Raw genomic sequence first — 25716 nt, 5'->3', positions numbered from 1 at the left:
CACGCGAGGATAGCTTGTAGATACTTGGCTCAGTAGAGCCATTGAGCAAGAAGCCCCCACTTCAAAATTAGAGATTTAAGTGGTGGGAGTATGTCACATTTGCTCTTTCCACCATCCCTATTAACGGTTATAATGGAATATCATAGTGACTTACAACATTTATAGAAAGAGATTTACAATGACTACCTTACTTTGTCTTGGAGACAGTATCACAGATTGCGGACGGATTTTACAGACTCCGCCCCTGGGAAACGGTTATGTAAAACAATTATGGGATCAGTTATCCCCATTTTCCCCTGATCTTCAGATCATTAACAAAGGCATTGACGGATTTACCATTTCCCGGCTGCTGCAGAATACAGATTCTTACCTAGCGCTGAAGCCACAGATTATTACCATTCTGATTGGGATTAATGACATTGGTCTAATGATGAACACCTGCCGTACATCCGCCTTGCAGGAACAGATGATGAATCGTTTTTCCAGAGATTACGACCAGCTGTTAGAGCAGCTGTATTCACCCCACCGGCAGATCATTCTTATGGAGCCATTTGTTTTTCCATGGCCTGCCCATTACCGTCTGTGGATTCCCTATGTCCGTCAAATGTCTTCCATGATCCAGGAAATAGCGCACACACGACGGCTTACTTACATTCTCCTGCAGGATGAACTGAACCAGGCGGCCCTGCGATACGGTATTGACCAGCTCACTACAGACGGCATACATCTGACCAGTACCGGTCATCACCTGATTGCATCAAAATTATGTGATACGCTGTATGACACAGCAGCGCAAAAACACAGGGATTAAAAAAAAGATTGGAATGATATATTTATGAACACTAGCATAAAAAAAATCGAAGACATGTCTTTAAATGCATGGCCTTCCCACAAAATGGAACTTTATGACGGATGGATCCTCCGTTTTTCCTATTTTTATACACACCGAACCAACAGTGTGGAACAATTCGGCACTTCTACGTTATCCTGGAGGGAAAAAGTCTCTTTCTGTGAAAATGAGTACAGCCGTCTTGGCAGCCCGGCGATTTTTAAGATCAGTCCCCTGGTTTCCCCTGATTTTGATTATGTTCTTGAAAATCGCGGATATGAGATTCAGCATACCACAGACGTTATGGTAACAGACCTTTCTTCCACAGCAGACTTAAGTTATCCTTATAGCCAAGTAAATTTTACAGACGATATTCCGGATGTCTGGATTGAAAGTCTTTTTGACTTGAAAGGAACTGCAAATCCTATCCACCGTGCAGTTGTTCCTTCCATGTATCACTCTATTGTAAAGGATACGATCTGTGCCTCCATCTGGGACAACGGAAAGATCATCGCTACCGGACTTGGCATTCTGGACCGGGATTACATTGGCATCTACGCCATTCATGTGAAAGAAGAATTTCGCCATAGGGGGTATGCCAGACAGATCTGTACCGGTCTTCTTGCCGAAGGACAGCAACGCGGAGCCAAGAATGCTTATCTTCAGGTTGTAAAAGATAATGATCCTGCCAGAGCATTGTATACATCCCTTGGTTTTCAATATATATATACTTATTGGTTCCGTGTCCAGCCAGTCACATCCAAATAAACAAAGTCGTTTTAGCGCATACAAAAAGCCGATACCTGATCGATCCAACAGTTTATACTGTGGAAAGGATCCTGTATCGGCATCTTATTTTGGGGAATCGTTATAGTTCAGCAGCCGAATAATTTCGGCATTTTTGTGTAGCTGTATTATTAAACGGTTTTCTTTTTCATTACTGCTTGAGCCACATCGCCTGCAACCATAGCTGTCAGCGGACTGAAATACAACAGGCAGGTAAGTACACAGTAAATCGGTATCATAATTGCAAACTGGATCAGTCTTCCCGGCATGATCGCATAGAAGTTATATCCTAACATGATTACCAATCCGGCAGTTGTAAGTACAAGAGAACTGAGAATCGCAGTCACAACAATGGACACACAGATCCCTACAGTCTTACCGGTTTTCTTTTTGTTTGCAATAAGAGGTCTTACCAGCGCTGGAAGCACGCCCCAGAGAATTGCAGCAACAGTAATAAATGGGTTCACAGCATATCCTTTCATAAAACATCCGATAATATCGGAAGCAAATCCACATACACCGCCTGCTACTGGTCCAAGCCATAATCCTGCCAGAATCGTACATACACTTCCTACTGAAATGCGATATGCTCCCAGGTCAATTACCAGAACTCTGGTAAGTACCAGATGCATGGCAACAAGAAGTGCCATAAATACCAATGTTTTTACGTTCCATGTTTGCTTTTTCTGCATAATAAAAACACCTCCATAATGTTTTTGATAATAGAGTAGTTACCATAAATAATAATCCCTCCACATTATGAGATGTTCTCACATGTAGCAACGGGTGCGGAAAATATATCGTAAGCAGCCTTTCGCATGCTTTTCGTTTCACGGCGACTCCCCAGCCAATGAACACTTAACGCATAAATTCCTACTTCGCTATTATTTATTTAATCGGATTATATCACAATATCTGGAAATTTCAATATGTTTTTGTTATAATATTAACGGATTTATTATTTTTTATAAGGATTTCATGTTCACAGCAATGGTCCACTGCTTCATTGGAGGGTTTCCATGAAAAAATTAATTTGTCTCTGTCTTTGCATATGCTGTACTGTTACTGCTGCAGGCTGCACTGCCGGAGATTTGGTTGAAAAATATATCTATCATCAGGATCCTGATACAGCTTCTGAAAATGTTTCTGACAAACCTCGGATTTATATGGACGAAGTCACTGGAATGCTTCAGGATTTTACAGGCAGTCAGCTGACATTAAAAACAGAAGAACAGACTTATACCTTTGATGTATCTCAGGCCACTCTGGAATGCTCTGACGGTATGATTTCCGGCGATGAGATCAGCGTGATCTATGAGGGACAGCTTTCTGATACAGACAGCGATACCAGTACAGTAAAAGCCTTAAAGGTAGTAGATGAATTCCACAAAACAGAAGAACTGAAAGATCGGACTGCGCACTGTGCCATCGTCAGCCTTACCCCTAATACCATTACCATAAAAGCCAAAAACGGAAAGACAGCTACGTATCCTATCACAGGTACCCAGCAATATTACCAGAATGGCATTGCTGCCGGTAACTGGGTATATGTACATTTCAAGGGAAAATTCGGAAAATCCGGGGATGATGCTTCCAATGTACTTGATGCCAGCCATGTAAAAGTAGTCAGTATCTCTGACATAGATCCTATCCAGCTTCCGGATCCCACCCCTACCCCAGAACCATCTGATGATCAGACAGAACCGGATCCATCCACTGTTCCCAAACAGTTCCGTGGTGTGATCCAGAGTATTTCCAATAATGTACTTCAGGTACTGCCAAATACCTCCAGTACCAGCGTAAATCTGGATCTGTCCCAGCTGCCCTGTTATTTCCCAGGTGGAATCGCTCCTGGCTCAGGGGTTTCTGTTTATTACACAGGAGAAGATTTCTCTGGCGAATCCATGGAAGGGATCTCAGTCAGTTCTGTATCCGGAGACAACCCGGATAACATGAGCCAGCATCAGATGAACTTTACTGTATCCGGCACAATCCTTGGTACAACTGCCAATACTGTTACCATCCAGACCGGAGACGGTGCGGTAGTCACCTGCCTGACTGAAAATGCTCAAAACACTTCCACATCCGGCCTCGCTTTAGGTGCTGGCATCAACATTACCTTTGACCCTGCTCTTTCCAGAGAATCCAACATTTATACTTCTATAAAAATCCAGGACGCCTGATATCAGGCGTCCCTTTTAAATCTCTCACGGATCTCTTTCTCTCCCTTTGTAAGCCAGTCATCTATCTCCGCTACCTTCGCCAAAGTTCCAAGGATATCCAGAAATGCATGGTATTCGTCCATAAGTCCCCATCCATGCGGAACCATATAAGCACCGCCATCACTTCCCAGTGCCACTTTCACGCCTGCCCGATAGGCCAGGCGCAGGTTCTCTTCTCCCTGTGCTGCAATCCTGGCAAGGATCTGGCTGTCATATCTGCCGCTGCCCATAAGATTGCGCACAGTAACAAGAGTAGGCACCCACACAGTACTACTATCCGCCAGCATGGAAATCGTTTCTTCGCTTATATAATTCCCATGCTCCACGCTGTCTGCCCCGGCCTCAATGGCTGCTTGAACTCCGTAATCTCCATTTGTATGGCTCATCACTGCAAATCCCTCTTCATGGGCGATATGAACCATTTCTTTTACTTCTTCTTTATCCAGCGGCTGGCCGGTAATCTTCCCATGATCGTTAAAATCCAGAATCCCGGTAGTCATAATCTTAATAAAGTCCGCTCCCAGAGCCTTGGCATCCATCACCTTCTGATGATATTCTCTTAATGTATCAAATCCGCAGCCCACAATCCCACCATAGTGGCCATTCCTATGAATAGCAAATACCGGTGTCCTATAATCAATCCCGTATTCTCCTGACAATTCCTTCGCCCTTTTGGATACCATCCCTGCATCTCCACCATCACGGACAAACAGAATCCCCAGTTCCTGATACAGCCGAAATCGGCTCTGTATAACTTTATCCTTTACCCCATCCGCATGCAGATCCACTGCCCTGCGGTAATTCAGGCCATCCATAATCAGATGTGCATGACATTCTCCAAACATCTGTCCTCTCCTTACAGTTCCCTGAAAAACTCACGGATCTGATCCTCTCCTGCCTGGACAGAGCCTTGTACAAAGAATGGCTTACCGCCGCCTCTGCCATTCAGGGCATTATTCATATTCCTTGTCAACTGGCGCAGATCCCCGGCCTTTTCTCCCATAGCATATTTGCAGCTGCCATCTGCATTGGATGAAAAGACTGCACATCGTCCTCCACAGGTCTGCATCACTGCATCTGTCAGCTTTCTCAGACTATCAGCCTCCATATTCTGCTGGAACAGAAGTACATTGCCTTTACCTGCCCATTTATTTGCCTCTGCAGCAAACATCCCCTCTTCCAGAGACTGCACACGGCCTTTCAGAGAAAAATTCTCTTCCTGCAGCCGTTCTACTGCCTGCGCAGTCCGGTCACTTTTGGCAGACAAACGCATGGAAATCTGATGATTCTGGTCATCCACCTTATTCAGATAATCCAGTACACGACTGCCGCAGATCATCTCCATACGCACTCCTTCCCGAAACTTCTCTACAGAAAGCAGCTTCACCATGCCAATCTCTCCAGTATATGCCACATGTGTGCCACAGCATGCACAAGTATCCACACCAGGGAAACGCACGATCCTTACCTGTCCGTTAAGCTCCTTCTTGCTTCTGTAATCCAGTGTTTCCAGTGCATCTTTGTCCGGATAGAAAATCTCAACTGCAGCATTCTCCCAGATTTTTTGATTTACCTGCTGTTCTATCTCATGAATCTGAGCCTCTGTAAGTATACCGTTAAAATCTACAGTAATCACATCACTGCCCATATGAAAGCCTACATTGTCATATCCATATGCCTGATGTACCAGACCGCTAACCATATGCTCTCCGGAATGCTGCTGCATCAGATCAAATCTGCGCTGCCAGTTGATCCTTCCTGTGACCTGCGTTCCTGGTTCCAATGGTGCATCTGTATAGTGAAGCAGTTCTCCATCCTTCTCATGGACTTCTGTCACCTTCACTGAATCAAGAACTCCCTGATCACTGGGCTGTCCGCCTCCCTCTGGGTAAAAAGCACTTCTGTCAAGCAGAATCGCATATCCTTTCCCTGCAGCCTGACACGCCAACACCTGCGCCTGAAATTCCCTGATATATACGTCTTCATAATATAGTCTCTGTGTCTCTGTCATCTACTGTATCCTCCACTTTTGTCTGGCTATCTATCCTTCCGGCAGGACTACTGATACTTCTCCGTAAGACAGCTTGCTCTCACTCCCGTCAGCCTCCTTCACTAGAAGTCTGCCATCCGGGCATATGGCCATCGCAGTAGCTTTCCGAAGATTTCCAGAATCCTGAATCTGTATTTCCCTTCCCAAAATAAAATTCTGCTGTATATACACTTGCGAAAGGGATAGATCCTCAGTTTCCTTCAGCAGATGATTTACGATCTGTGCCATCAGCCTGTTCCTGTCTGCTCTGCCAGCCTCTTCCTCTGTATCATACAACGCTCCGGCAATATTTTCCAGTTCCTCTGGAATTTCTTCTCCGGGAAACAGATTCAGACCAATCCCCACAATAGCAGACTCAATATTCCCACTTTCAAAATCTGTCATTGCCTCTGTAAGTATACCGCAAACCTTTTTTCCGTCTTTGAACAGATCATTGACCCATTTAATTCCAAGAGATATGCCGCATACTTCAAGAACAGCCTTGTAAACAGCAACTGCTGCCGCAGTAGTGATCAAAAGGCTCTCCTGCAAAGACTCACCCGGATGAAGTACAACACTGAAATATAACCCAGCTTCCCTGGGTGAGCAAAAACTCCTGCCTCGTCTGCCTCTGCCCTCTGTCTGCTCCAGGGCAGCTACCAGCGAACCATGACCAGCATCTCCACTGACTGCTGCCAGCTTGGCTGCCTGATTAGTGGATGGGACGCTGTCGTACAATCGTACCATCACATCTGGATGATCCAGATAAAGCTTCAGTCCCTCTACAGACAGCCGGTTGCTGTCTGCTTCTAACATATATCCCTTATTAGGTCCAGCCTGGATCCTGTGTCCTTCTTCCCGCAGGGACTTAACGCCTTTCCAAATCGCTGCCCTTGTACAGTTCAGTTCCTGAGCCAGATGTTCACCAGACAAAACTTCCCCTTTATGCTGTTCTAAAATTTCTAATAATCGCGATTTTACTGTCATCCTGTTATCCTTCATAATGAGCCAGTGCCTTCTTCAGATAGTCTCTGTACTCACAACGTACATTCTCAGGGGATATGATCTCCACACCTGCCCCAAGACCTGCCAGCCAGCCAAAAAACTGCCCGCTTACATTCACACGAACCTTTATGGAAAAATGATTCTCATCTTTACCAATGATCATCGTGGACTGCCCGAAATGGTCAATCACCACCCCTACCAGACGATTCTCAAACTTCAGCCCCACTGCCTCTTCCCGGCCACCAAACATACCGAATGTACCTGCTGCAAATCTGGCCTCATCAAAGCTTTCAAAAAATTCTCTACCGTTGCGCGCTTCTGCCTCCAGCGATATCTTCAGCATCTTATCAACCCGATAATGCTTCACGATCCCGCTCTTCTCATCAAGTCCGATCAGATAATAATTCTCATCTTTCCAGATCATCTTCCAGGGACTGATCCTGTATCTTTCCCCATTACGCTTCAGGCTTAATTGCTTGGATAATGTCCACTCACAATACTGAAAACAGATCTGACGGTCACTGGATATCGCCTGATGGATCTGATCAATATTATGATAGATACTTTCATTCATGGACTTAACCCTGTTCTCTACCCAGACCTGTCTCTGCAGTTCTCTTGCCTGGTGTACACTGGCCAGACCTTCCAGCTTTCTGATCAGCTGTCTGGACTTCCCTGAAGTAATAAACTTGGAGGACTGTACCGCATCTACCAAAAGCTTAAGCTCTGCCAGTTCAAATTCTCTGTGTGCCAGATAAAAACCGGAAGGTTTCTCCCTTCGATTCACTATATCCAAGCCAAACACCCGCAGATTCTCTATATCGTCATAAACGGTCTTGCGCTCTGCACTGATCCCTGCATTGGCCAGATATGCCTGCAGATCCTTCACTGTCATCGGATGCTCTTTGTCTGTACGTTCTAAAAATGCCTGCATTAAATATAATATTTTGATCTTTTGATGAAATGACTTCGGCATCTACACATCTCCTACTTATCTGTGAGCATTGCCACAACTCCAGAATATAATACCATAAATGCAAATATCAGGGCAATAACATCTGCGCCCTTAAAATCAAAATTAAATACCATGGCCCCTGCGATCATAATCTCCGCAGTCAAAATAATACCGAGAAACATAGCCATATTCCTGGAAAGCTTCTCTCCCTTTCTGTGTGCACCGGACTTCCTGGTCATACCGGAAACTGTCCCCTGTGCAAATGCCATCTCCCGTCTGCCTGTACTTTTCTCTGATCCCCACATATACTCTCTCCCCTTATTTCGCTTAATTTCCGAACATATTTTCAGAACATATTTTCTATTTATTGAGAGTATATCACATATTCAGTCCAATAAAACGGCACATATTCTTCTTTTTCGAACATTTGTTTATTTCGTCAATATTCTACAATTTTATGTTCGAATATTTGTTCGTTTTTATGTATCACGGTACCAGGGTAGGATTGTTGTAGTGCATAGCACGAAACAATCCATAGGTATCATTGCCTTAGGCTTTTACCCACAACATCATATCAACTGTAATGCCTGCCACAAAAAAGATACGAAAAAGCTGCCAGAACCGTAGTCCTGACAGCCATAGATCGGTATCATCATAAAAACTGAACAAAAACAGAAGCTCCCACCACTGTAAGAAGCCCTGCCACTGCAATGGCCAGACTGCTCATAGCGCCTTCCACTTCTCCCATCTCCATCGCCTTTGCAGTACCAATGGCATGAGCAGAAGTACCAAGAGCCAGCCCTTTGGCGATAGGCTCATTGATTCTGGCGATCCGGCACACAGCTTCTGCGATCATGTTGCCCAGAACACCTGTAATAATGATCACTGCTACTGTAATGGTTACAATGCCCCCCAGTTCCTCAGATACACCCATTCCAATCGCCGTTGTAATGGACTTTGGAAGAAGCGTAACATACTCCTCATGTGAAAGCCCGAATAACCATGCCAAAACAAGTACACTTACAAGGCTTGCCAGTACACCTGAAACAATCCCAAGAACCACAGCCTTGATATTCTTCTTCAGAAGATTCATCTGACGGTATAACGGCACTGCCAGACACACCGTTGCCGGGGTCAGAAGATAACTGATATATTTGCCTCCCTCATTGTAGGTATCATAATCAACACCAAGCAGGGAAAGCACACCCATCACACACAGAATCGCGATCAGCAGAGGATTAAATATGGCAAGTTTGAATTTTCTCTTCAGAAGCATGCCTGCTTCATATGCCACAAGGCTTAACACTGCACCTAAAAACACGGAGTTCTCTATAAAATTCGTCATTTGCTGTCATGTCCCTTTCTGTCTTTTTCAATTACAGTCTGTGTTACTCTTCCGGTTACTACCATCACGATCACTGTAGTGATCACTGTGATCATAACAACCGGCACCCAAATTGGCTGCAACACCCCCCAGGCATTCAATAATCCTACACCTGCCGGTACAAACATCACCGGCATGATCTCAATAAGAAAATCCGCCGTTTCCTCTACCTGCCCTACTTTTATAATACCAGTCATCAGCGCAGCCAGCATCAGTACCAGTCCATATACACTGGCAGGTACAGGCAAGGGAAGCAAGGCATGAAGCCCCTCCCCAAGAGCTGATAACAGTAAGATAATTCCAAATTGTCTTAAAAACTTCATTCTGTGCACACTTTCTTTCGTATATATAATATAATTTTGTAATATTCAGAAATTCACGACAGCTTATTCTGTTACAACCTTTGTTGATGCCATAAGATCATCCACGATCTGCTGATATGGCTGGGCTTCCTCCAGAGTTGCCCGTCCCATCCTCTGCATTTTTGTAACTCCTGGATACTGAGCGGGTATAGATCTGGTCATCACCGAATCTCCATAAATCTTTACCATATCTCCATTTTCCAGTACATCTCCCTGGATCAGTTTTCCATTACGGTTATAGATCCCCTCAGATGGAATATCTGCCTTGAATACAGTCTTTGTAGTCATGTCCACAAATACCTGCTCCTTCAGTCCATCTCCTGCCTCTACACAGATCGCCCGGATCGCCTCCTGCTCCTGTCTGGCCTCATCTTCCTTATCTTTGGCGGCCTGCATAGATACCACCTTCCAGAAAGATCCGCACATAACTGCCATCACAGCCACCAGGATCACCATTCCAACAATAAATTTCACATCGGCTTTCTTTTTATTCACATCAGATTTCTTTTTATCCACATTGGCTTCCTTTTTATCCACATCAACCCTCCTTATATCTGCCACAACTTTCTGCGTTTTTTTATTATACTCCGTCCCTTTTAAATTGCAACTGTGGGAATCACGATTTTTTCCACCTGATAGCTTCCATTTTCTACAATCATTACAGCCATGGTCACATCTCCTCCAAAACGGGAATGGCCGCAGCTTCCCGGATTCAGCCACAACCGGCCATCAATTATTTCCTGGAAATATTTATGGCTGTGTCCAAAAATAACCACCTGTCGGTCTTTCAGATCCCAGGCCACATCTTTTTTATTGTGCACCATAAAAAAACGAATGCCTTCAATCTCAAACCACAGGCTTTGGGCAAGCGGCCGCTGCCAGCTTCTATCATTATTTCCCTGAACTGCATACAAATCCCCCATTACCCGCAGTTGATCCAAAATTCCAGGATCTGTCACATCCCCTGCATGCAGAATATACCTGCAGTCTTTCAGATTCTCCACAACTTCCTGCCGCAACAGGCCATGAGTATCTGAGATAATACCAATTTTTACCGCCATTTCCCCTTATTCCTCCTGGTTTTAAGACATAGCTTTACAGTTACGTATTCCTTATTTCTGCTCAGTTTCCGAATTCTATAGTCCCATACGCTCCATCATACCCAGGATGACAGATCACATTTCCCCTTCGGATACATCCAATACTTTCACTAAGCAATTCGCCGCCTGTTTTTTTAAGGTCTTCCAGCGGAACCTGCCGTAAAATGTCAAATTCTGATCCCAGGCTATCCAACAGTTCCTGGTATTTTGCCTGAACCCTTTTACTTGTTGGTGAAAATCCCATAACCTGGCTGATCACTTCCGGTAAAGGCACCAGCTTCTCAAAGTGTCTGGCATTCTTTGGTACAAAGCCTTTTTTCCTGTCCGCCAGTTCCTGTATCCTGTGTTCTACGCCAATCGTCAGCTTTTTCCCACAAACCGGACAAAGCCCATGGTTCTGCTCTGTTTCCTCAGGGCTTAAGCAGATCCCACATTTTCGGTGTCCATCGTAATGGTACTTTCCTTCTTCAGGAAAAAATTCCAACGTTCCGTCAAGCCCCTGCCCCTTCTGGATTGCCTGATACAGCCCCTCATAGGATCTGTCTATATCCAGAAGATTGGCCTCACGCCCCAGCTTTCCCGGAGAATGAGCATCCGAATTGGAAATCAGCTGATAAGCATCCAGTGAGGATAACTGCCAATTCATAGCCGGATCTGAAGATAACCCCGTTTCCACAGCATGCACATAAGATGTCAGATCGCCAAAACATTCTTCCATACTTTGAAATCTGGTAAATGCGCCAAATACTGAATAATGCGGTGTCCATATATGTGCAGGTACCAGCATTCCCTCCGGACAGGTATCCAGCATAAGCTCAAGAAGATCATGGCTGTCAAGGCCCAGGATAGGTCTTCCGTCTGAATGGATATTTCCGATCTTTTCAAGTCTGCTTGACAGCTGATCTGCAGCTTCCAGCCCTGGAAGTATAAGTACATTATGAACTCTTCTTGACTTCCCATACTTTTTATAAACAGAACTGATCTCCCCGGTGATCACAAACCTGGGTGCTTCTCCCGGATACTTTTTGGCCTCCAAAGCCACATACTCCCCTTTCAAACGGTACAATCCATCCTCTGCAGGAATCAGTTTTTCCAAAAGTTCCCCTCTCCATGCAGGATGGGTAAAATCTCCTGTTCCAATAAGACTGATCCCCTTTTTTCTTGCCCAAAGATCCAGATTTTCCGGATTTCCGTCTTTACTGGTTGCCATAGAATACCTGGAATGGATATGCAGATCTGTGATCATCTTCATCTTGCTTTCTCCTCTTCAAAAAACCGCCGCAGGCACATACCTGCGACGGTTCTTCATCATTTCTGATACATCTGTGAATGCCCTGGCAGATCGCTTCTGCCTTGTGCATCTATTATTTTGCTTTTACTGCTTTTGCTGCTGAATAAGCTGCATATACATCTACACCAGCCTCGTTTGCCTTATACGCACGTACTTTGTAGTAGTATTTCTTTCCAGCCTTTACAGTCTTGTCTGTAAGCTTCACAGTAGAGCCTTTTGTGATAGTAGCCAGCTTGGTATATCCGCTGCCCTTCTTTGTGGAACGGTATACTTCATATCCAGCTGCTCCTGCAACTTTCTTCCATTTCAGGGTAACTTTGCCCTTTGTTGCTTTGCCGGAAGTGATCTTTGTCTTTGCAACTGTTACATTTGTTACAGTTGCTGCTGCAGCTGCACTGTTTCCGCTTTCGATAGTCTTACCGCTGTCTTTAACCGCATAAGCAGTACCATTCTTAACAGCAACTACATAATAGTAGTACTTAACGCCTGCCTTCGGTCCTTCATACCATGTCTGCTCAATGCCGTTGCCATTCACATATGATACTTTTCTGTCAGTGGTGGTGGTAGCTGTCAGATCCTCATCAGAAACCTTATAACCATATTTGGAATTAGCATCAACAACCCAATTGTCCAGCCTATTGGCATATCCATATGAATATGAATATGTCTTGGTATCCTTGTTATATGTGGATGCAGCTCTTGTAGTTCTGTATACTTCATAGTAATCAGCGCCTGCTACCGGATTCCATTTAACAGTAATGCTTCCGTCTGCTTTATTTACAGTCGCCTTTACGCCTGTAGGTGCTGCCAGATATGGATCTACCTCAAAGCTGTAGTCCTCAGTGTAGGTCTTCGGGTTACCGTTCTTATATGCACGGATCCTGTAAGTATCTGTCTGTCCATTTGCTGCCGGGAAGGTAAAAGAAGAAGTTGCTGCCCTTGTAATAGTCTTATATGCTTCCCATACGCCTGTATCCCGGTTTTTCTTCTCAATCAGATAGCCATTACCAGCATAAACCGGATTCCAGGTAAGTTTTAATGTACCATTTGCATTCTGCTTGCTGGAAACAATCCATAATGCAAAATCTAATGTACAGCTATCTTCGTCTTCAATATAGTATTTCTTTCCATTTACAACTTTGTATGCACGTACTTTAAATCTGTAATCCTGTCCTGCAGCAAGACGTTTCACAGTGTAGGTCTTTGCGGATGCTTTCTTGATGTCTTTTACAAGTGTCCACTTTTCATAGGTATTGGTTCTTCCCTGGTCTGCGCTGTAGCTCTTTCCATAGGAATCTGTTACAGTACGGAATACCTCGTATCCCTGTGCGCCTTTCAGCTTATTCCAGGTAAGCTTTACAGATGTCTTACCTTTTGCAACTGCTCTCACATTCAGATTGCCGCCCCAGGTAAGAGTTGTATAAGTCTTCCATGCACCATAAGAAGTCTTGCCTGTCTTCTCGCTTACATAGTAAGCACGTACACGGTAAGTATAAGCAGTATTAGGTTTCAGCTTCTTATCTGTGTAAATACCATTTGTAGTCTTTCCAAGATTCTGGTATTTCTTGCCAACCTTCTTCTGGAACTGATATCCTGTTGCGTAAGAAGGATCCTCTGCAGTTGCAGTAAGAGTAATGCTTGTAGAAGCAACCTCTGCAGTTACGTTTACATCAGAAACCTTTGGAGATACGGTTACAGTATTGGAAAATGCTCCATACCATGTCTCATCTGCCTTATTGGAATCTTCAAGGCTGCTGTCTTCACTGTATGGTCTGATACGTACATAGTAAGTATAGCCTGGCTCAAAATAACTGTTATAGAGAGTAAACTGTTCCTCGCCATCGGAATTTGTTCTCAGCTTGGTCAGTGAAGGATTATTTGAAAATCCAGGATCCTTGGAGATCCACAACTGGATACCGCTGTTTGGAAGCTTAATATTTCCAGTATATTTGAAAACATATCCGTCTTCTGTCTTTTCAGCAAGAACCAGATTGGATGCGGTAGGCTCTTTTGCTTTGACAATCGTAACGATATTGGACGGTGTACCATACTCTATACCCTTTGCGCCATACTTATAAGTAATGGCTCTTACATAATATGTCGCACCTGTTTCCATAGAATATTTTGATACATAAGTACCCTTAGCGCTGCTCTGTACATCCGTTACAAAGTTTGGATCCTTGGACCACTGAAGTTCCCATTTATCATCTTCTTCAAGCACCGGATCAAAACGGAAACTGTAGGAATCTCGTCCTTCGTTGTACATGGTCAGGCCTGTAATTGTTTTAAGTGGATCTGCCTGTTTTGCAGTATAGGTGAATGCAATTACATTAGACCAAACGTCCTTGCCCTGTGCATCTGTGAGGGAATTACCATTTACACGGTTGATCACACGGAGATAATAGGTCTTTCCGCTTTCAAGATCACTCTTGGAAATAGCCAATGTAGTCTTGGATGCATCTGCATATGCATCCTCCCATTCCCATTCATACAGATTTGCATAATCTGGATCGGATGTGTACTGTCCATGAACAGATCCTGCTGTAACAGCACCATCATATGCAAAATACAGATTATCATCATCCTCAGATGCATATCTTAAATTGGTAAGCTGTACAGGAGCATATGTTGCAGGAACTGCGTAAACTACCGGATCAGACCACTCACCAACAGTCTCTACAGCCTCTGCATTTGGAGTTGCAGGATCCTGATAACGGTTCACTGCACGTACACGGATATTATAAGTCTGTCCAGCTGAAAGAGATTTAAGAAGTACCTTCTTCTCTGCATCTGCATATATACTCTCGTAATCAGAGCCATCTGCTGCAATCTTATATGCATACTGTCCTGCCAGATTAGTCACGTCATATGATGGCATTGCACTGGCCCAATCCTTAGAAGCATATCTAAACACATATTTGCCAGTCTTGCTGTCCGTGGAAACATATCCATACTCATTCCCGGCTGCATCTGTTACAGCAAATTCATATTTGTATGCACCCTCTACTGTATTCCAGCGAAGCACCGGAGAAGACACATAATCCTTATCTGTGTCAATATAAAGACCGGTTACCTTAGCAGGTGTGCCAGGAGTACCAACCTGTACATCTGCAGTATCTACGGTTGCCTCCTCGGATACATGATCAGAGAAAACATCCTCTGTTTCTGCCGCATCGCTGCTGAACTCTGTTGCTTCTTCTACTGCCGGCTCTTCCTCTACATCCACCGGTGCCTCTGTCTCTTCTGGCTCAACTGCTTCTACTGCCACATCGCTGTCTGTAAAATCAGCAGCAAAAAGTGTGCTAGGAACAGATGTCATAGTCATTGCTGCTGCAATGGCAATTGCCAGTGATCTGTTAAGAGTCTTAAGATCTTTCTTCATTGCTTTCCCTCCTAGAAAAAAATTCTGCATAGGTATCATCTTGCATACAAATCTGCGGACATACAATTATTATATGATCCACATTTCCTTCATATGTCTACAAAATGATCCTCCTGCATTTAGTGTAAGAATACCATTTTATCCCAGCTATTTCAAGTATTTTCATGCATTTCAACCTATTTATACAAAGACTCACTGTGTACATTTGTAAATTTTGGGTAAATATCTAACATTTCTTTTAATACAGTGAATAACCCAAAACCTTCTTAATCTATGAAGGCCCGGCGGATCCGTTCCAGTGCCTCTGTCAAAGTCGCCCTGGGACAGGCTACATTCACTCTCTGAAATCCACGCCCCAGATCGCCGAAGATCTTCCCGCTGTCCAGCCACAGCCCGGCTTTGTAAATTATCCGATGCTCCAATTCCTCCACAGATAGTCCTGTTTTCCTGAAGTCCAGCCATACCAGATAGGTTCCTTCATGGTCTGTCATCTTCACGCCTGGCAGCTTTTCTTCCACATATTTTCTGGTAAATTCAATATTTTCTTTCACATATGCATGCATGGCTTCATACCACTGACTGCCCTTTGTGTATGCAGTTTCACAGGCCACCAGCCCAAGGATACCCAGCTGGCTCATGCCAGCTGCGTCCATCTGCTTCCGGAACCTGCGGCGCAGATCTGGATTGGGAATAAAAATATTGGAAATAAGCATACTTGCCAGATTAAAGGTTTTGCTTGGCGCTGTACAAGTAACCGTAATATCCTCATATTCCTTTTTCAGCCCTGCAAAAACCTGATGTTTTCCCTTGAACACAAAGTCCTGGTGGATCTCATCGCTGACTACCGTTACTCCGTATTTCACACAAAGATCTCCCACCCGGATCAGTTCGTCTTTCGTCCATACCCTGCCGACCGGGTTATGGGGATTGCACAAAAAGAAAAGCTTTATCCTTTCATCTGCGATCTTTTTCTCAAAATCCTGAAAATCCATATGATAGCGGTTATCTTCTCCAAGGTACAGATCATTGCTGACTACCTTTCTGTTATTATCTGTGATCACTTCAGAAAACGGATAATAAACCGGAGACTGGATCAGTACACTGTCCCCTGGCTCTGTATAGGCCTTTACTGCCATGGCAAGAGCAAACACCACGCCTGGCGTCTTTACAAGCCACTCTTCCCTGGTATCCCATCCATGACGTTCCCGGATCCAGTTATGTACTGCTTCAAAATAAGGTGTTTTCACTTCACTGTATCCAAAAATTCCCTCTTTTGCACGTTCTACAAGTGCATCCTCTATATAAGAAGATGTTTCAAAATCCATATCTGCCACCCACAGTGGCAGCACATCTGCCGGCATACCCCTTTTTTCTGCAAAGTCATACTTCAGACAATTGGTGTTTTTTCTGTTAATAATCCTGTCAAAATCAAGATTTCTCTCTGGCATAAAGTTCTCCTTCTGTCTCTTTGAATACTTTTTCCAGTTCAGCGATCAGGTCTTTGATATTTTCAATACCAACAGATAAACGCAGGGTCGCTTCGGTGATCCCGTTCTTTTCCCTGATCTCTTTTGGAACATCTGCATGGGTCTGTGTAGTTGGATAAGTGATCAATGTTTCCACTCCTCCAAGACTTTCTGCAAATTTAATCATACGGACATTTTCCAGAATTGCAAGAGCAAATTCTTTACTTTCCAGCTGGAAAGTAAGCATTGCGCCAAAGCCTCTGGCCTGCTTTTTCATGATCTCATATCCAGGGTGCTCAGGAAGTCCCGGATAGATCACTTTGGTCACTGCTTTCTGTTTTTTCAGCCAATGTGCAATGGCAATGGCATTTTCCTGGGCACGATCCATACGCACACCCAATGTCTTGATACCCCGAAGAAGCAGCCAGCTGTCCAGTGGAGCCAGCCCGGCGCCGGTTGTTTTGATCAGAAAGCGAAATTTCTCACTGATGTCTTCCCTGTTTGTTATCAGAAATCCGGCAAGTGTATCGTTATGTCCGCCCAGATATTTGGTGCCGCTGTGTACCACAATGTCCGCCCCAAGATCCAGCGGATTCTGGAAATAAGGAGATAAGAAGGTATTGTCTACAATAAGCAGCAAATCATGCTTTCTGGCAATCTTAGAAAGTTCCTGAATGTCTGTTACATTCATCATCGGATTGGTAGGTGTTTCAATATAGATGGCTTTTGTGTTTTCCTGAATATAATCTTCCACATTCACCTTATGACAGTCCACCCTTGAAAAAGAAATTCCGTTCTTGGAAGATACATGGTCAAAAAGCCGGATGCTTCCCCCATACAGATCTGCATCTGCAATCAGGTGGTCCCCTGGCTTAAAAATCTCCATCAACAAGGAGATTGCTGCCATTCCTGAAGAAAAGGCCAGTGCATCAATGCCGTTCTCCAGGGATGCCACCACCTTTTCCAGGTGCTCTCTTGTTGGATTCTGTAATCTGCTGTAATCAAAACCTGTACTTCTGCCCACTCCTTCATGTGCATAGGTTGCTGTCTGGTAAATCGGATAGCTGATGGATCCATAATTGTTACAACAACCTTCCTCTTCTTCTAAGTGAAGACACTTTGTTTCTATTTCTCTCGCCATTTTAATTCCTCTTATTCCTATCAATTTTATATTATTTATAAGCTGATATAATGATAGCAAAGGAAAAATGGTTTGTATAATTCATTTTACCTGTTATTACTTATAGTTTTTGCCTTATCCCTTTTGGTATTGTGAAGCTTTTCATCACCTAAAAACACCTGGCAGAAAACCGAAGTTCTCTGCCAGGTGCCTCTACTGAGCCTACTTTACAGTTACCTTCACACTCTTGCGAAGCCCATTCTGGGCATAACAGTAAATCGTACACTTGCCTTTTCCCTGGGCAGTGATCACTCCCTTACTGTTCACCGTTGCCACTTTCTTATTACTGCTCATATAACGCAGTACAGCCACATGTTTTACGACTTTTCCATCTGAATTCACTACACTGGCCTTAACGGATGTCTTCCTGCCCTTTTTCAGGGTAATGCTTTCTTTCTTAACATTAACAGCCGTTACTTTGCTGAACTTGCCGCCGGTTGTTGGAATATGCATAGCCGGTGTTTTAGAAAGAATGGTCTGTTTGCCATTTACCGTCTTGTATGCAGCCACATAATACTTGTAATAGGTATTTGCCTTAAGATCCTTGTGGGTCCATTTGGTGACGCTTCCTTTTACTGTTTTCAGAAGCTTGTAATCTTTGCCGCATTTGCTTCCATAAATCTTATATCCGGAAGCGCCCTTGATCCTATTCCATTTTATAGTTATAGATGTCTTCTTGCTTGTAAGTCTGGAGAGATGAACCGGAGCCTGTGCCGGTACAGGAGTCGGTGTTGGAGGTGTCACTGTAGGCGTAGGTGTTGGGGCCGGAAGTGCTGCGAGCACCTCTGTTTCCTTATATCCGCATACCGTACATGTGCGTTCCTTTTCTCCCGTAACTGATACAGCAGCTTCCTTTACAACCTTCCATTCACCGAAGGTATGGCCTTTGGACTCTGTCGTCTCACCATCCAGATTGCAGATCTGCCAATGTGCCTTATCATCAAATTTCCATGTATATTCGTGGTCCTTTTTGGAAATAGTGAGCACTGCATCCTTCGTTGCAGTATAAGTGCCGCTTTTGACTGTAACCACTACTTTGTACTCACCTGGCTCTGATACCTTACATTCTGCCTCTGTCAGCCCATCAAGTAAAGTACCATCCTTGTACCACTGATAGGTTAATTTTGCTGTGCTTATTTCATGAGATGCCCGGGCAGTCAGTGTTACGGGCAGGGTAAAGCAGCTGTTCTCCCTGTCTGCTGTTAATGTTACAGATGGAGCATTCAACGCCCAATTTTCGTACAGCCTGATCTTTCCGGTGATCTCCATATCCGGTGTCCAGTCATGATCGTCAACATCTACCCATCCTTTGAACGTATATCCTGGAAGCTCTGTCTGAGCTGGGATTTCTGACGGATTCACTTTATTTCCTGGTACGATATATAGATTTTTATTTCTTTGATAATACCTGTCACCCTGTTTTTCTATCCAGTAGAAAGTAACCTTTACTCTTTCTACCCATGTCAAGGTCTGCCCGTCCAGCTTTAATTCGGAGCCAAATCCTTTGTCAACGGTAAAAAGGGATGCATCCGGTGTTAATCCATCCTTCCATTTCACTGCCACCACACCAGGCTCACAATAACCGCCTTTCATCTCTACAGGATTAACTGGTGTAAAGGCATCATCAACCACTACCTTGGGGCTGCATACTGGATCACAATAATCCATCAGCATCACATATCCTTTGATCTCCGGTGAACCGCTTAGATGCAGGGTTGGGAATTTCACATTCTCATCAAATTCAGGATCGCAGACCAGATCCAGGGTAATAGCATTTTCATCCACGTTTTCGCCTTCTCCTGACATATTGCCACTGATCTTGCCGCCACTGATCTCCAGATCCATATTCTGATGAACGATCACCTGTCCGCTGCCATCATAATAACCATTCCGATACCACAGACTGGCGCAGATACCAGCTCCCATACGGGCTGCCCCATTCCCTGTGATCTCGCCGCCGGTCATCTTCAATGCATCTATCACTTCTGTACTCTGCGTAAAAATGCCACCGCCTGTATATGTCTGGTTATTGCAGATCCGTGCGGCAGTCAGCTCAATGCTGCCATTAAAAGCATGAACACCGCCGCCCATGCCGCCGGTAGAACTCATCACTTCTCCATCTTCATTATATTTAATTTGTGGTTTAGCCTTATTTCCCTGTATGGTACCCTTGCCCAGCCGGGCTCTCCCATAGCCTAAATAAACGCCGCCACCCTGGCCATAAACATGATTAAGAGTATCTGCAGCTGCAGTATTATTTTCGATCACGCAGGGCTGTCCATCCGGTTCTGTACGATCCATCTTAAGGTCTGACCCCCATAGATAAACACCACCGCCGTCACCGGCTTGATTATCCGCAATACGGCCGCCGGAAAGCGTCACGTTGGAGAAGTTTTCCCCAAAGATGCCTCCGCCATACCTTGCTTTGTTACCGGAGATCTGTCCGCCACTCATGAAAAAACGAGCCTCATTTAAATAAATGCCGCCACCGTAATCTGCCGTATTCCCGGTAATCGATCCGCCGCTCATCTCCGCTGTCCCATACTGTACAGTAACCAATGCGGTCTGTCCATCATAATTCGTCCTGTCGGCTCCCTGGATCGATCCACCGTTTATCTTCAAAGTAGCAGTAGTATATTCTTTATTTGTGTAAATCGCATGCTTGACCTTCGCGTCACATACCAGCGTAGTGCCTGTTCCTATGGTCAGTACACCTTTACCTGTTTTTTTCAGCAGAGTCTGGCCAAGCCAGGAATCCCCGGATTCTTTGATATTGCTGATATACACTTCATCAAGTGCCAGGCCGGTATCTTCTAAGATCTGTATCATTGGTTTAAACGCATCATCTGCCAAAGTATCTGCCGGACGAATCGTTACTTTCGACCAACGATGATCCTCTTTGTCATTCAGCGTAAGACTGCTTTTCAGATAAATCGTTCCATTCTCCTCAATCAGGGATAAAGCCTGATCAATCGTCTTAACAGCCTGATCACCGGCTTCTCCGCTGTTGGTATCTGAACCGCCGGCAGGATCCAGATATACCTTGCTCAGACTTCCATATTGAATATCCGTTGTTGCTTCTCCGGAAGAGAATTCCTCTATAACAGTTCCATCGCCAAACAGAACATCTGTCTCTTCATTCCCCTCCTGGCTCTGTTGAAGCAGTTGTTCTTCATCCTCGCCAACCTCTTGGAAGATGTCTTCTGTCTCAGGCTCCGCCGGCACATCTGTGACGGTCTCTTCATCCGCAGCCACTTCATAGACTTCTTCTGCAGCCGCAGAAAAACCACCCATGGTCGTTATCACAGCTGTACAAACCGCCAAAGCAATCATTTTTTGAAGTCGTTTTCTCTTCATACCTTCACCTCTTTCTTTTTCTTCCTATTCCTTTTCAGTTTCCTTTTTCCGATTTTCAGTTGCCAGGTTCCCTGGTTCCTGGTTCCTGGTTTCAGATGCATCAGTATATATATTTCCATCCTCCGAGAAATATTACTGCTACTCTCTGCATGTATATTTATTATATCTAAATCTCATCCGATTTTCAATCATTTTATGTACTTTATCGCTCTGTTTCTGTATTTTTATTCATTATAAAATCATTTTTATATACAATAAGCGCTTTAATTGTATAATACTTGATTTTCATGTATTGTTTATATAGTTAGAACTATACTTAATATTCATTTCATTTGTACAATATTTCTGCAATACCTCAAAATCTGTGAACCATTGACAACGCCTCAGCTTCTTTGCATAATATGATTACAGTGGCAAGTGCAAAGTACGGAACAATCCATATAAGCATGATTTTTTATATTACCAGAGCATTTGGCCCCAAACCATTCAAAATAGCATTGGCGACAATCGCAGATAGTATTGATAAAAATCGCAAATCATATTAACGGAAATCGCAAATCGTATTGGAGGAAATCTCAGATGAATATTACTGTCTATCTTGGTGCAAATAAAGGAAATAACCCACGGCTGCAAAGCGCAGTCCAGGAATTGGGACAATGGATCGGTACCAGCGGAAATGCGCTGGTCTACGGAGGTTCCAAATCCGGGTTGATGGGTGCAATTGCCGACAGTGTGTTGAATGCAGGCGGTGAAGTAACAGGTGTTGAACCACAGTTCTTTATTGACAGCGAGATCCAGCACGATGGATTGACCAAACTGATCGTGACTAAAGATATGACAGAGCGTAAGACTAAAATGATCCAGCTGGGAGACGCCTTTATTGCGTTCCCCGGAGGAACAGGAACACTGGAAGAAATCTCCGAAGTCATGTCAAAGGTATCTTTAAAACATCTGAACGCCCCATGCATTCTCTATAATCTGGACGGTTATTATAATGGTTTAAAAATGCTTCTGGACCATATGATTGAAAATGGGCTTTCTTCCAGAGAACGGCAGGAAGGGATTTATTTTGCTGAAAGCCTTGAGGACATTAAGCGGATTTTAGAATCAGACCGTGAAAAAGAGAACACGAAAACCATTTATCAATCCTGAAAAGCTGATTTTTTAAGCTATATAACTACCGGATGTTATAGCATTGATCGATGATGTATCTGCAAGTTAAAAAGTATCTTTATTCTTAAGAAAATACAAGTTGCAGATACATTGACACCCAGAAAAGTATCTGCAACTGGTTTAAAATGGTGCTAGAATTACGATTACGTTATATGGGATTTTTTCAAGTATGGAAATAGCGTTGAAAATATAGACAATGAATGATATAATTTTCATATATAATAATAGGAGGTGCGTATTATGTTTGCTATGCAGGAAGCTATCAGACCATCAGCGGATTTAAGAAATCATTATAATGAAATTTCAAAGCAGTGCCGTGAGGGAAAAGAAGCAGTTATCATTACTGTAAATGGAAGAGGCGATACAGTGTCCTTGTCTTATGAAGAATACAAGAATATGAAATCAAGAATAGAATTACTTGAAATCCTTGCTGAAGCAGAAGATGATGTAAAGAATGGTCGTGTTGAGCCGATCAGCGAAACTTTTAATGATTTACGTGCTATGCTGCAGGAGGGCTAAGCTTGAAATACAAAATTGTTCGTACTGATACTGCGGATGCTGGTCTGCGAAAGATTGTATTATATATTGCGCAGAATTTTGGTAATGATATGGCATTGAAAAAGCTAGACGAAATAGAAGATCGAATACAACAACTAGGGGATAATCCAGATCTTGGAATTAATCCGAGATACCTGGTATTAAAACGTCAAGGTTATAAGGTTTTGGTTCTTGAAAAAGACCTTGTATTTTATAAAGTTAATGAAGCTCAAAAAGAAGTCATTATATACGCTGTCGTAGACCAGAGACAGGATTATTTTAACATTATTCGAGGTTTATAAAGCAAACATCGAAATATAACTGACTAAGCAATTTAATTAAGGCTTGCCTTTATCCAGAAGAGTAGGCGGTAGGAATATAAAAAGAGTAAAATAACTCGGAAGTTGTAGTAAAGGAGGTTTACAATGGGGTTTTGGATTTTTATGTTGATTATGGATTTGCTTCTTCCATTTACGATGATTGGTTTTGGAAGATATTTTATGAAAAAGGCTCCAAAGGAAATAAATTCAGTATTTGGATATCGGACTTCGATGTCTATGAAGAACAAAGACACATGGGAATTTGCTCATAAATATTGTGGTAAAGTCTGGTATGTCTGTGGAATGGTTATGTTGCCGATAACAGTAATATTCATGCTTTTAGTGATTGGAAAAAATGAAGATTGTGTTGGGAGTATAGGAGGAATTATCTGTGGTGTTCAACTTATTCCTTTAATTGGGTCTATTCTCCCAACAGAAATAGCATTAAAAAAGAATTTTGATAAGAATGGAACAAGACGATAAATTCAATTTGTAGGGCTAAATTATAGAAAATTAAAAAAACGGAAAATTTATTATTGAATTCGTTTTAACTGTTGGCATTTTTTTGTATTTTCAGAAGGTAAAGCAAACATGGAGAATGAATTAATTTTGTTTGAAACTGCCGATAAAGAAATAAAGTTAACTGTGCCTATAAAAAATAATACTGTATGGCTTAATAGAAAACAGTTAGCCGAATTGTTTGGAAGAGATGTAAAGACAATTGGGAAACATATTAATAATGCATTAAAAGAAGAGTTGGATAATTCAGTTGTCGCAAATTTTGCGACAACTGCTTCAGATGGAAAAGTGTATCAAGTTGAACATTATAATTTAGATATGATTATTTCTATAGGCTATAGAGTGAAATCTAATCGAGGAGTAGAATTTAGAAAATGGGCTAATAGTGTTCTAAAACAGTATATCATACAGGGGTATGCAATCAATGAAAAAAGATTAGAAGCTTTACAACGAACAATAAATATCCAAACAAAAATGCTTGCATGTACTTTGGAAGTAGATGAAGCAGAGGTGTTGAAAGCTGTTAGCTTATATACAAATGCTTTGATGCTGTTAGATCAGTATGATCATCAATCACTTAAAAAGCCTACTGGAAGCAAGGCTATCTATAGAATTACATATGAAGATTGCCGAAATATGGTGAATGCAATGGAAGATTCATTTCACTCGGATGTCTTTGGGATTGAGAAAGAAAAGGGAAAAGTTGAAGGTATTCTTGCAGCAGTTTATCAAAATGTTTTTGGAGGAGATGTTTATCCTTCCTTAGAAGAGAAAGCAGCCAATCTTTTGTATTTTATGATAAAAGATCATCCTTATGCTGATGGATGCAAGAGAATTGCTGCATCGTTATTTTTGGAATTTTTGGCTCGAAATAATATACTTTACAAAGCTGATCAAAAAAGGGTAAGTGATGGTGCATTAGTAGCAATAACATTAATGATTGCAGAATCAGATCCAAAGGAGAAAGATATTATGGTTAATTTGGTGATGAATTTGTTAATAATGTAAATTTGATTTCGAATCGGAATTGACCGAACTCTTTGAGCGAGGGATACTTCTTGTCCGAAGGGCAAGAAGGTGGAGTTGAAAAAGATTATAACAATCGGAATTTACAGGAGAAGAATATGAAGATCATTTGGATAGATGGTACTTTTGGAATTGGAAAGTCTGCTGTTGCTGCTGCGATTGTTGAGGAAATACCACAGGCACATCTGCTTGAATTCGATGCATTGCAAGAAAAATATAAGCCAACTTCAGTTTCTGATTATTTTGGGAAAAGATATCCAGAAGCTAAAAAATATTTGGTTGATGCTCTCGTCGATGAAATAACAGAAATAATACAAGAAGGAAGTTGCGACTGTTTAGTCATTCCAGTTGCATTGATTAATGATTATTGCAATCAGAAACTTATAGATGGCTTCGCAAATATTGAGAGTCACCATTTTATATTAACGGCCAAGAAAGAAATCCTACATCAACGCATAAATAACCAAGAAAATCGAGACATTGATTTGGCAGTAACCTATATGCCAGAGGCAACACAGTATTTAAGTAATCACTATTATGATGCAAGCAGAATAGATACGTCTAACATGAGCATTGATAGTGTTGCAAAAGAAATAATTGAAAGCATAACTCGGTAACTTCAAGTTGAACAAAATCGCTGCGCGATGGCCTGCCAAGGCTGTGGCGCAGTTTTTCTATAACTTAATAAAAAGCAGTGGAAACCAAATCCTACAAGTAGTATTGTTAAGTCACCACAACCAACAATCAAACAGGATCGACATCCCCACTGCCTATGATAAGAATACCATTGAGC

General features: G+C 42.9%; 23 protein-coding genes, 1 pseudogene and 1 riboswitch. Of the genes and pseudogenes, 9 read left to right on the top strand and 15 right to left on the bottom strand.

Features of this window, described 5'->3' with window-relative positions; translation table 11 throughout:
• The first annotated feature begins 178 nt into the window (after nt 1-178).
• Together OCV61_RS16860 and OCV61_RS16855 are read left to right on the top strand one after the other, a co-directional pair.
• Complete coding sequence (locus tag OCV61_RS16860) at nt 179-811, top strand: SGNH/GDSL hydrolase family protein (RefSeq protein ID WP_158422766.1); 633 nt, start codon at nt 179-181, stop codon at nt 809-811.
• A gap of 24 nt (nt 812-835) precedes the next feature.
• Entirely contained in the window at nt 836-1597 is a 762-nt protein-coding gene (locus tag OCV61_RS16855; protein ID WP_158422765.1) for a GNAT family N-acetyltransferase, read from the top strand.
• A gap of 149 nt (nt 1598-1746) precedes the next feature.
• On the opposite strand, the gene OCV61_RS16850 is transcribed toward OCV61_RS16855, so the two are convergent.
• The gene (locus OCV61_RS16850) at nt 1747-2307 is read right to left on the bottom strand and encodes a folate family ECF transporter S component (protein WP_158422764.1); all 561 of its coding nucleotides are present in this window, start codon (nt 2305-2307) and stop codon (nt 1747-1749) included.
• A gap of 86 nt (nt 2308-2393) precedes the next feature.
• Nucleotides 2394-2498: riboswitch (THF riboswitch) on the bottom strand.
• Nucleotides 2499-2634: 136 nt separating this feature from the next.
• Between OCV61_RS16850 and OCV61_RS16845 the strand changes: the two genes are divergently transcribed.
• Nucleotides 2635-3798 (top strand): hypothetical protein, encoded by a 1164-nt coding sequence (locus OCV61_RS16845; protein ID WP_158422763.1) that lies wholly within the window; start codon nt 2635-2637, stop codon nt 3796-3798.
• 2 nt (nt 3799-3800) lie between these two features.
• Here the strand turns inward: OCV61_RS16845 and OCV61_RS16840 are convergent, their stop codons facing one another.
• The 14 genes and pseudogenes from OCV61_RS16840 to OCV61_RS16775 all read right to left on the bottom strand — a co-directional run bounded on the left by OCV61_RS16840 (nt 3801) and on the right by OCV61_RS16775 (nt 21348).
• Nucleotides 3801-4682, bottom strand: coding sequence for an amidohydrolase family protein (locus OCV61_RS16840; protein WP_158422762.1), 882 nt, complete (start codon nt 4680-4682; stop codon nt 3801-3803).
• An 11-nt stretch (nt 4683-4693) separates the two neighbouring features.
• Entirely contained in the window at nt 4694-5848 is a 1155-nt protein-coding gene (locus OCV61_RS16835) for an alanyl-tRNA editing protein (protein ID WP_158422761.1), read from the bottom strand.
• Between the two features lie 30 nt (nt 5849-5878).
• Nucleotides 5879-6868, bottom strand: coding sequence for a biotin--[acetyl-CoA-carboxylase] ligase (locus OCV61_RS16830; protein WP_317258473.1), 990 nt, complete (start codon nt 6866-6868; stop codon nt 5879-5881).
• Nucleotides 6858-7847: a helix-turn-helix transcriptional regulator gene (locus OCV61_RS16825; RefSeq protein ID WP_158422760.1), complete on the bottom strand. Its 990-nt coding sequence runs from the start codon at nt 7845-7847 to the stop codon at nt 6858-6860. The genes OCV61_RS16830 and OCV61_RS16825 overlap by 11 nt, the downstream gene beginning before the upstream one ends.
• 11 nt (nt 7848-7858) lie before the next feature.
• Entirely contained in the window at nt 7859-8131 is a 273-nt protein-coding gene (locus tag OCV61_RS16820; RefSeq protein WP_158422759.1) for a hypothetical protein, read from the bottom strand.
• A gap of 347 nt (nt 8132-8478) precedes the next feature.
• Complete coding sequence (locus OCV61_RS16815) at nt 8479-9171, bottom strand: LrgB family protein (RefSeq protein WP_158422758.1); 693 nt, start codon at nt 9169-9171, stop codon at nt 8479-8481.
• On the bottom strand, nt 9168-9533 hold the full coding sequence (locus OCV61_RS16810; RefSeq protein WP_158422757.1) for a CidA/LrgA family protein: 366 nt from the start codon (nt 9531-9533) through the stop codon (nt 9168-9170). Before OCV61_RS16810 ends, OCV61_RS16815 begins: the two co-directional genes overlap by 4 nt.
• A gap of 63 nt (nt 9534-9596) precedes the next feature.
• Nucleotides 9597-10109, bottom strand: coding sequence for a hypothetical protein (locus OCV61_RS16805; RefSeq protein ID WP_158422756.1), 513 nt, complete (start codon nt 10107-10109; stop codon nt 9597-9599).
• Between the two features lie 59 nt (nt 10110-10168).
• A complete protein-coding gene (locus tag OCV61_RS16800; RefSeq protein WP_158422755.1) occupies nt 10169-10633 on the bottom strand; it encodes a metallophosphoesterase family protein in 465 nt (154 codons plus the stop codon).
• A 76-nt stretch (nt 10634-10709) separates the two neighbouring features.
• Nucleotides 10710-11924, bottom strand: a pseudogene (locus OCV61_RS16795) (endonuclease Q family protein); the annotation flags it as partial.
• Nucleotides 11925-12036: 112 nt separating this feature from the next.
• Nucleotides 12037-15345 (bottom strand): fibronectin type III domain-containing protein, encoded by a 3309-nt coding sequence (locus OCV61_RS16790; protein WP_158422753.1) that lies wholly within the window; start codon nt 15343-15345, stop codon nt 12037-12039.
• A 266-nt stretch (nt 15346-15611) separates the two neighbouring features.
• On the bottom strand, nt 15612-16793 hold the full coding sequence (locus OCV61_RS16785) for a MalY/PatB family protein (RefSeq protein ID WP_158422752.1): 1182 nt from the start codon (nt 16791-16793) through the stop codon (nt 15612-15614).
• Complete coding sequence (locus tag OCV61_RS16780) at nt 16774-17952, bottom strand: trans-sulfuration enzyme family protein (RefSeq protein ID WP_158422751.1); 1179 nt, start codon at nt 17950-17952, stop codon at nt 16774-16776. The genes OCV61_RS16785 and OCV61_RS16780 overlap by 20 nt, the downstream gene beginning before the upstream one ends.
• A gap of 201 nt (nt 17953-18153) precedes the next feature.
• The gene (locus OCV61_RS16775; RefSeq protein ID WP_158422750.1) at nt 18154-21348 is read right to left on the bottom strand and encodes an Ig-like domain-containing protein; all 3195 of its coding nucleotides are present in this window, start codon (nt 21346-21348) and stop codon (nt 18154-18156) included.
• A 579-nt stretch (nt 21349-21927) separates the two neighbouring features.
• Between OCV61_RS16775 and OCV61_RS16770 the strand changes: the two genes are divergently transcribed.
• From OCV61_RS16770 to OCV61_RS16745, 6 genes are all read left to right on the top strand, one after another.
• Entirely contained in the window at nt 21928-22500 is a 573-nt protein-coding gene (locus tag OCV61_RS16770; RefSeq protein WP_158422749.1) for an LOG family protein, read from the top strand.
• A gap of 261 nt (nt 22501-22761) precedes the next feature.
• The gene (locus tag OCV61_RS16765) at nt 22762-23040 is read left to right on the top strand and encodes a type II toxin-antitoxin system Phd/YefM family antitoxin (protein ID WP_158422748.1); all 279 of its coding nucleotides are present in this window, start codon (nt 22762-22764) and stop codon (nt 23038-23040) included.
• Nucleotides 23041-23042: 2 nt separating this feature from the next.
• Nucleotides 23043-23360 (top strand): type II toxin-antitoxin system RelE/ParE family toxin, encoded by a 318-nt coding sequence (locus tag OCV61_RS16760; RefSeq protein ID WP_158422747.1) that lies wholly within the window; start codon nt 23043-23045, stop codon nt 23358-23360.
• Nucleotides 23361-23483: 123 nt separating this feature from the next.
• Nucleotides 23484-23861: an SdpI family protein gene (locus OCV61_RS16755; protein WP_003864540.1), complete on the top strand. Its 378-nt coding sequence runs from the start codon at nt 23484-23486 to the stop codon at nt 23859-23861.
• A 108-nt stretch (nt 23862-23969) separates the two neighbouring features.
• Nucleotides 23970-24905 (top strand): virulence RhuM family protein/type II toxin-antitoxin system death-on-curing family toxin, encoded by a 936-nt coding sequence (gene rhuM / locus OCV61_RS16750; RefSeq protein WP_118254254.1) that lies wholly within the window; start codon nt 23970-23972, stop codon nt 24903-24905.
• Nucleotides 24906-25021: 116 nt separating this feature from the next.
• Nucleotides 25022-25540, top strand: a complete 519-nt coding sequence (locus OCV61_RS16745; RefSeq protein WP_158422746.1) for a DEAD/DEAH box helicase family protein — start codon at nt 25022-25024, stop codon at nt 25538-25540.
• Nucleotides 25541-25716 lie beyond the last annotated feature (176 nt).

It is taken from the genome of Blautia ammoniilytica (assembly GCF_025566965.1).
GTDB classification, from domain to species: Bacteria; Bacillota; Clostridia; order Lachnospirales; family Lachnospiraceae; genus Blautia_A; species Blautia_A ammoniilytica.
The sequence above is the reverse complement of the archived record's forward strand: the minus strand, read 5'-3'. Positions and strand labels throughout refer to the sequence as shown.

What these genes read in the sequence shown, in the direction of transcription:
- OCV61_RS16860 (WP_158422766.1), top strand. Translation starts at nt 179, where the DNA reads ATGACTACCTTACTTTGTCTTGGAGACAGTATCACAGATTGCGGACGG.
- OCV61_RS16855 (WP_158422765.1), top strand. Translation starts at nt 836, where the DNA reads ATGAACACTAGCATAAAAAAAATCGAAGACATGTCTTTAAATGCATGG.
- OCV61_RS16850 (WP_158422764.1), bottom strand. Translation starts at nt 2,307, where the DNA reads ATGCAGAAAAAGCAAACATGGAACGTAAAAACATTGGTATTTATGGCA.
- OCV61_RS16845 (WP_158422763.1), top strand. Translation starts at nt 2,635, where the DNA reads ATGAAAAAATTAATTTGTCTCTGTCTTTGCATATGCTGTACTGTTACT.
- OCV61_RS16840 (WP_158422762.1), bottom strand. Translation starts at nt 4,682, where the DNA reads ATGTTTGGAGAATGTCATGCACATCTGATTATGGATGGCCTGAATTAC.
- OCV61_RS16835 (WP_158422761.1), bottom strand. Translation starts at nt 5,848, where the DNA reads ATGACAGAGACACAGAGACTATATTATGAAGACGTATATATCAGGGAA.
- OCV61_RS16830 (WP_317258473.1), bottom strand. Translation starts at nt 6,868, where the DNA reads ATGAAGGATAACAGGATGACAGTAAAATCGCGATTATTAGAAATTTTA.
- OCV61_RS16825 (WP_158422760.1), bottom strand. Translation starts at nt 7,847, where the DNA reads ATGCCGAAGTCATTTCATCAAAAGATCAAAATATTATATTTAATGCAG.
- OCV61_RS16820 (WP_158422759.1), bottom strand. Translation starts at nt 8,131, where the DNA reads ATGTGGGGATCAGAGAAAAGTACAGGCAGACGGGAGATGGCATTTGCA.
- OCV61_RS16815 (WP_158422758.1), bottom strand. Translation starts at nt 9,171, where the DNA reads ATGACGAATTTTATAGAGAACTCCGTGTTTTTAGGTGCAGTGTTAAGC.
- OCV61_RS16810 (WP_158422757.1), bottom strand. Translation starts at nt 9,533, where the DNA reads ATGAAGTTTTTAAGACAATTTGGAATTATCTTACTGTTATCAGCTCTT.
- OCV61_RS16800 (WP_158422755.1), bottom strand. Translation starts at nt 10,633, where the DNA reads ATGGCGGTAAAAATTGGTATTATCTCAGATACTCATGGCCTGTTGCGG.
- OCV61_RS16790 (WP_158422753.1), bottom strand. Translation starts at nt 15,345, where the DNA reads ATGAAGAAAGATCTTAAGACTCTTAACAGATCACTGGCAATTGCCATT.
- OCV61_RS16785 (WP_158422752.1), bottom strand. Translation starts at nt 16,793, where the DNA reads ATGCCAGAGAGAAATCTTGATTTTGACAGGATTATTAACAGAAAAAAC.
- OCV61_RS16780 (WP_158422751.1), bottom strand. Translation starts at nt 17,952, where the DNA reads ATGGCGAGAGAAATAGAAACAAAGTGTCTTCACTTAGAAGAAGAGGAA.
- OCV61_RS16775 (WP_158422750.1), bottom strand. Translation starts at nt 21,348, where the DNA reads ATGAAGAGAAAACGACTTCAAAAAATGATTGCTTTGGCGGTTTGTACA.
- OCV61_RS16770 (WP_158422749.1), top strand. Translation starts at nt 21,928, where the DNA reads ATGAATATTACTGTCTATCTTGGTGCAAATAAAGGAAATAACCCACGG.
- OCV61_RS16765 (WP_158422748.1), top strand. Translation starts at nt 22,762, where the DNA reads ATGTTTGCTATGCAGGAAGCTATCAGACCATCAGCGGATTTAAGAAAT.
- OCV61_RS16755 (WP_003864540.1), top strand. Translation starts at nt 23,484, where the DNA reads ATGGGGTTTTGGATTTTTATGTTGATTATGGATTTGCTTCTTCCATTT.
- rhuM (WP_118254254.1), top strand. Translation starts at nt 23,970, where the DNA reads ATGGAGAATGAATTAATTTTGTTTGAAACTGCCGATAAAGAAATAAAG.
- OCV61_RS16745 (WP_158422746.1), top strand. Translation starts at nt 25,022, where the DNA reads ATGAAGATCATTTGGATAGATGGTACTTTTGGAATTGGAAAGTCTGCT.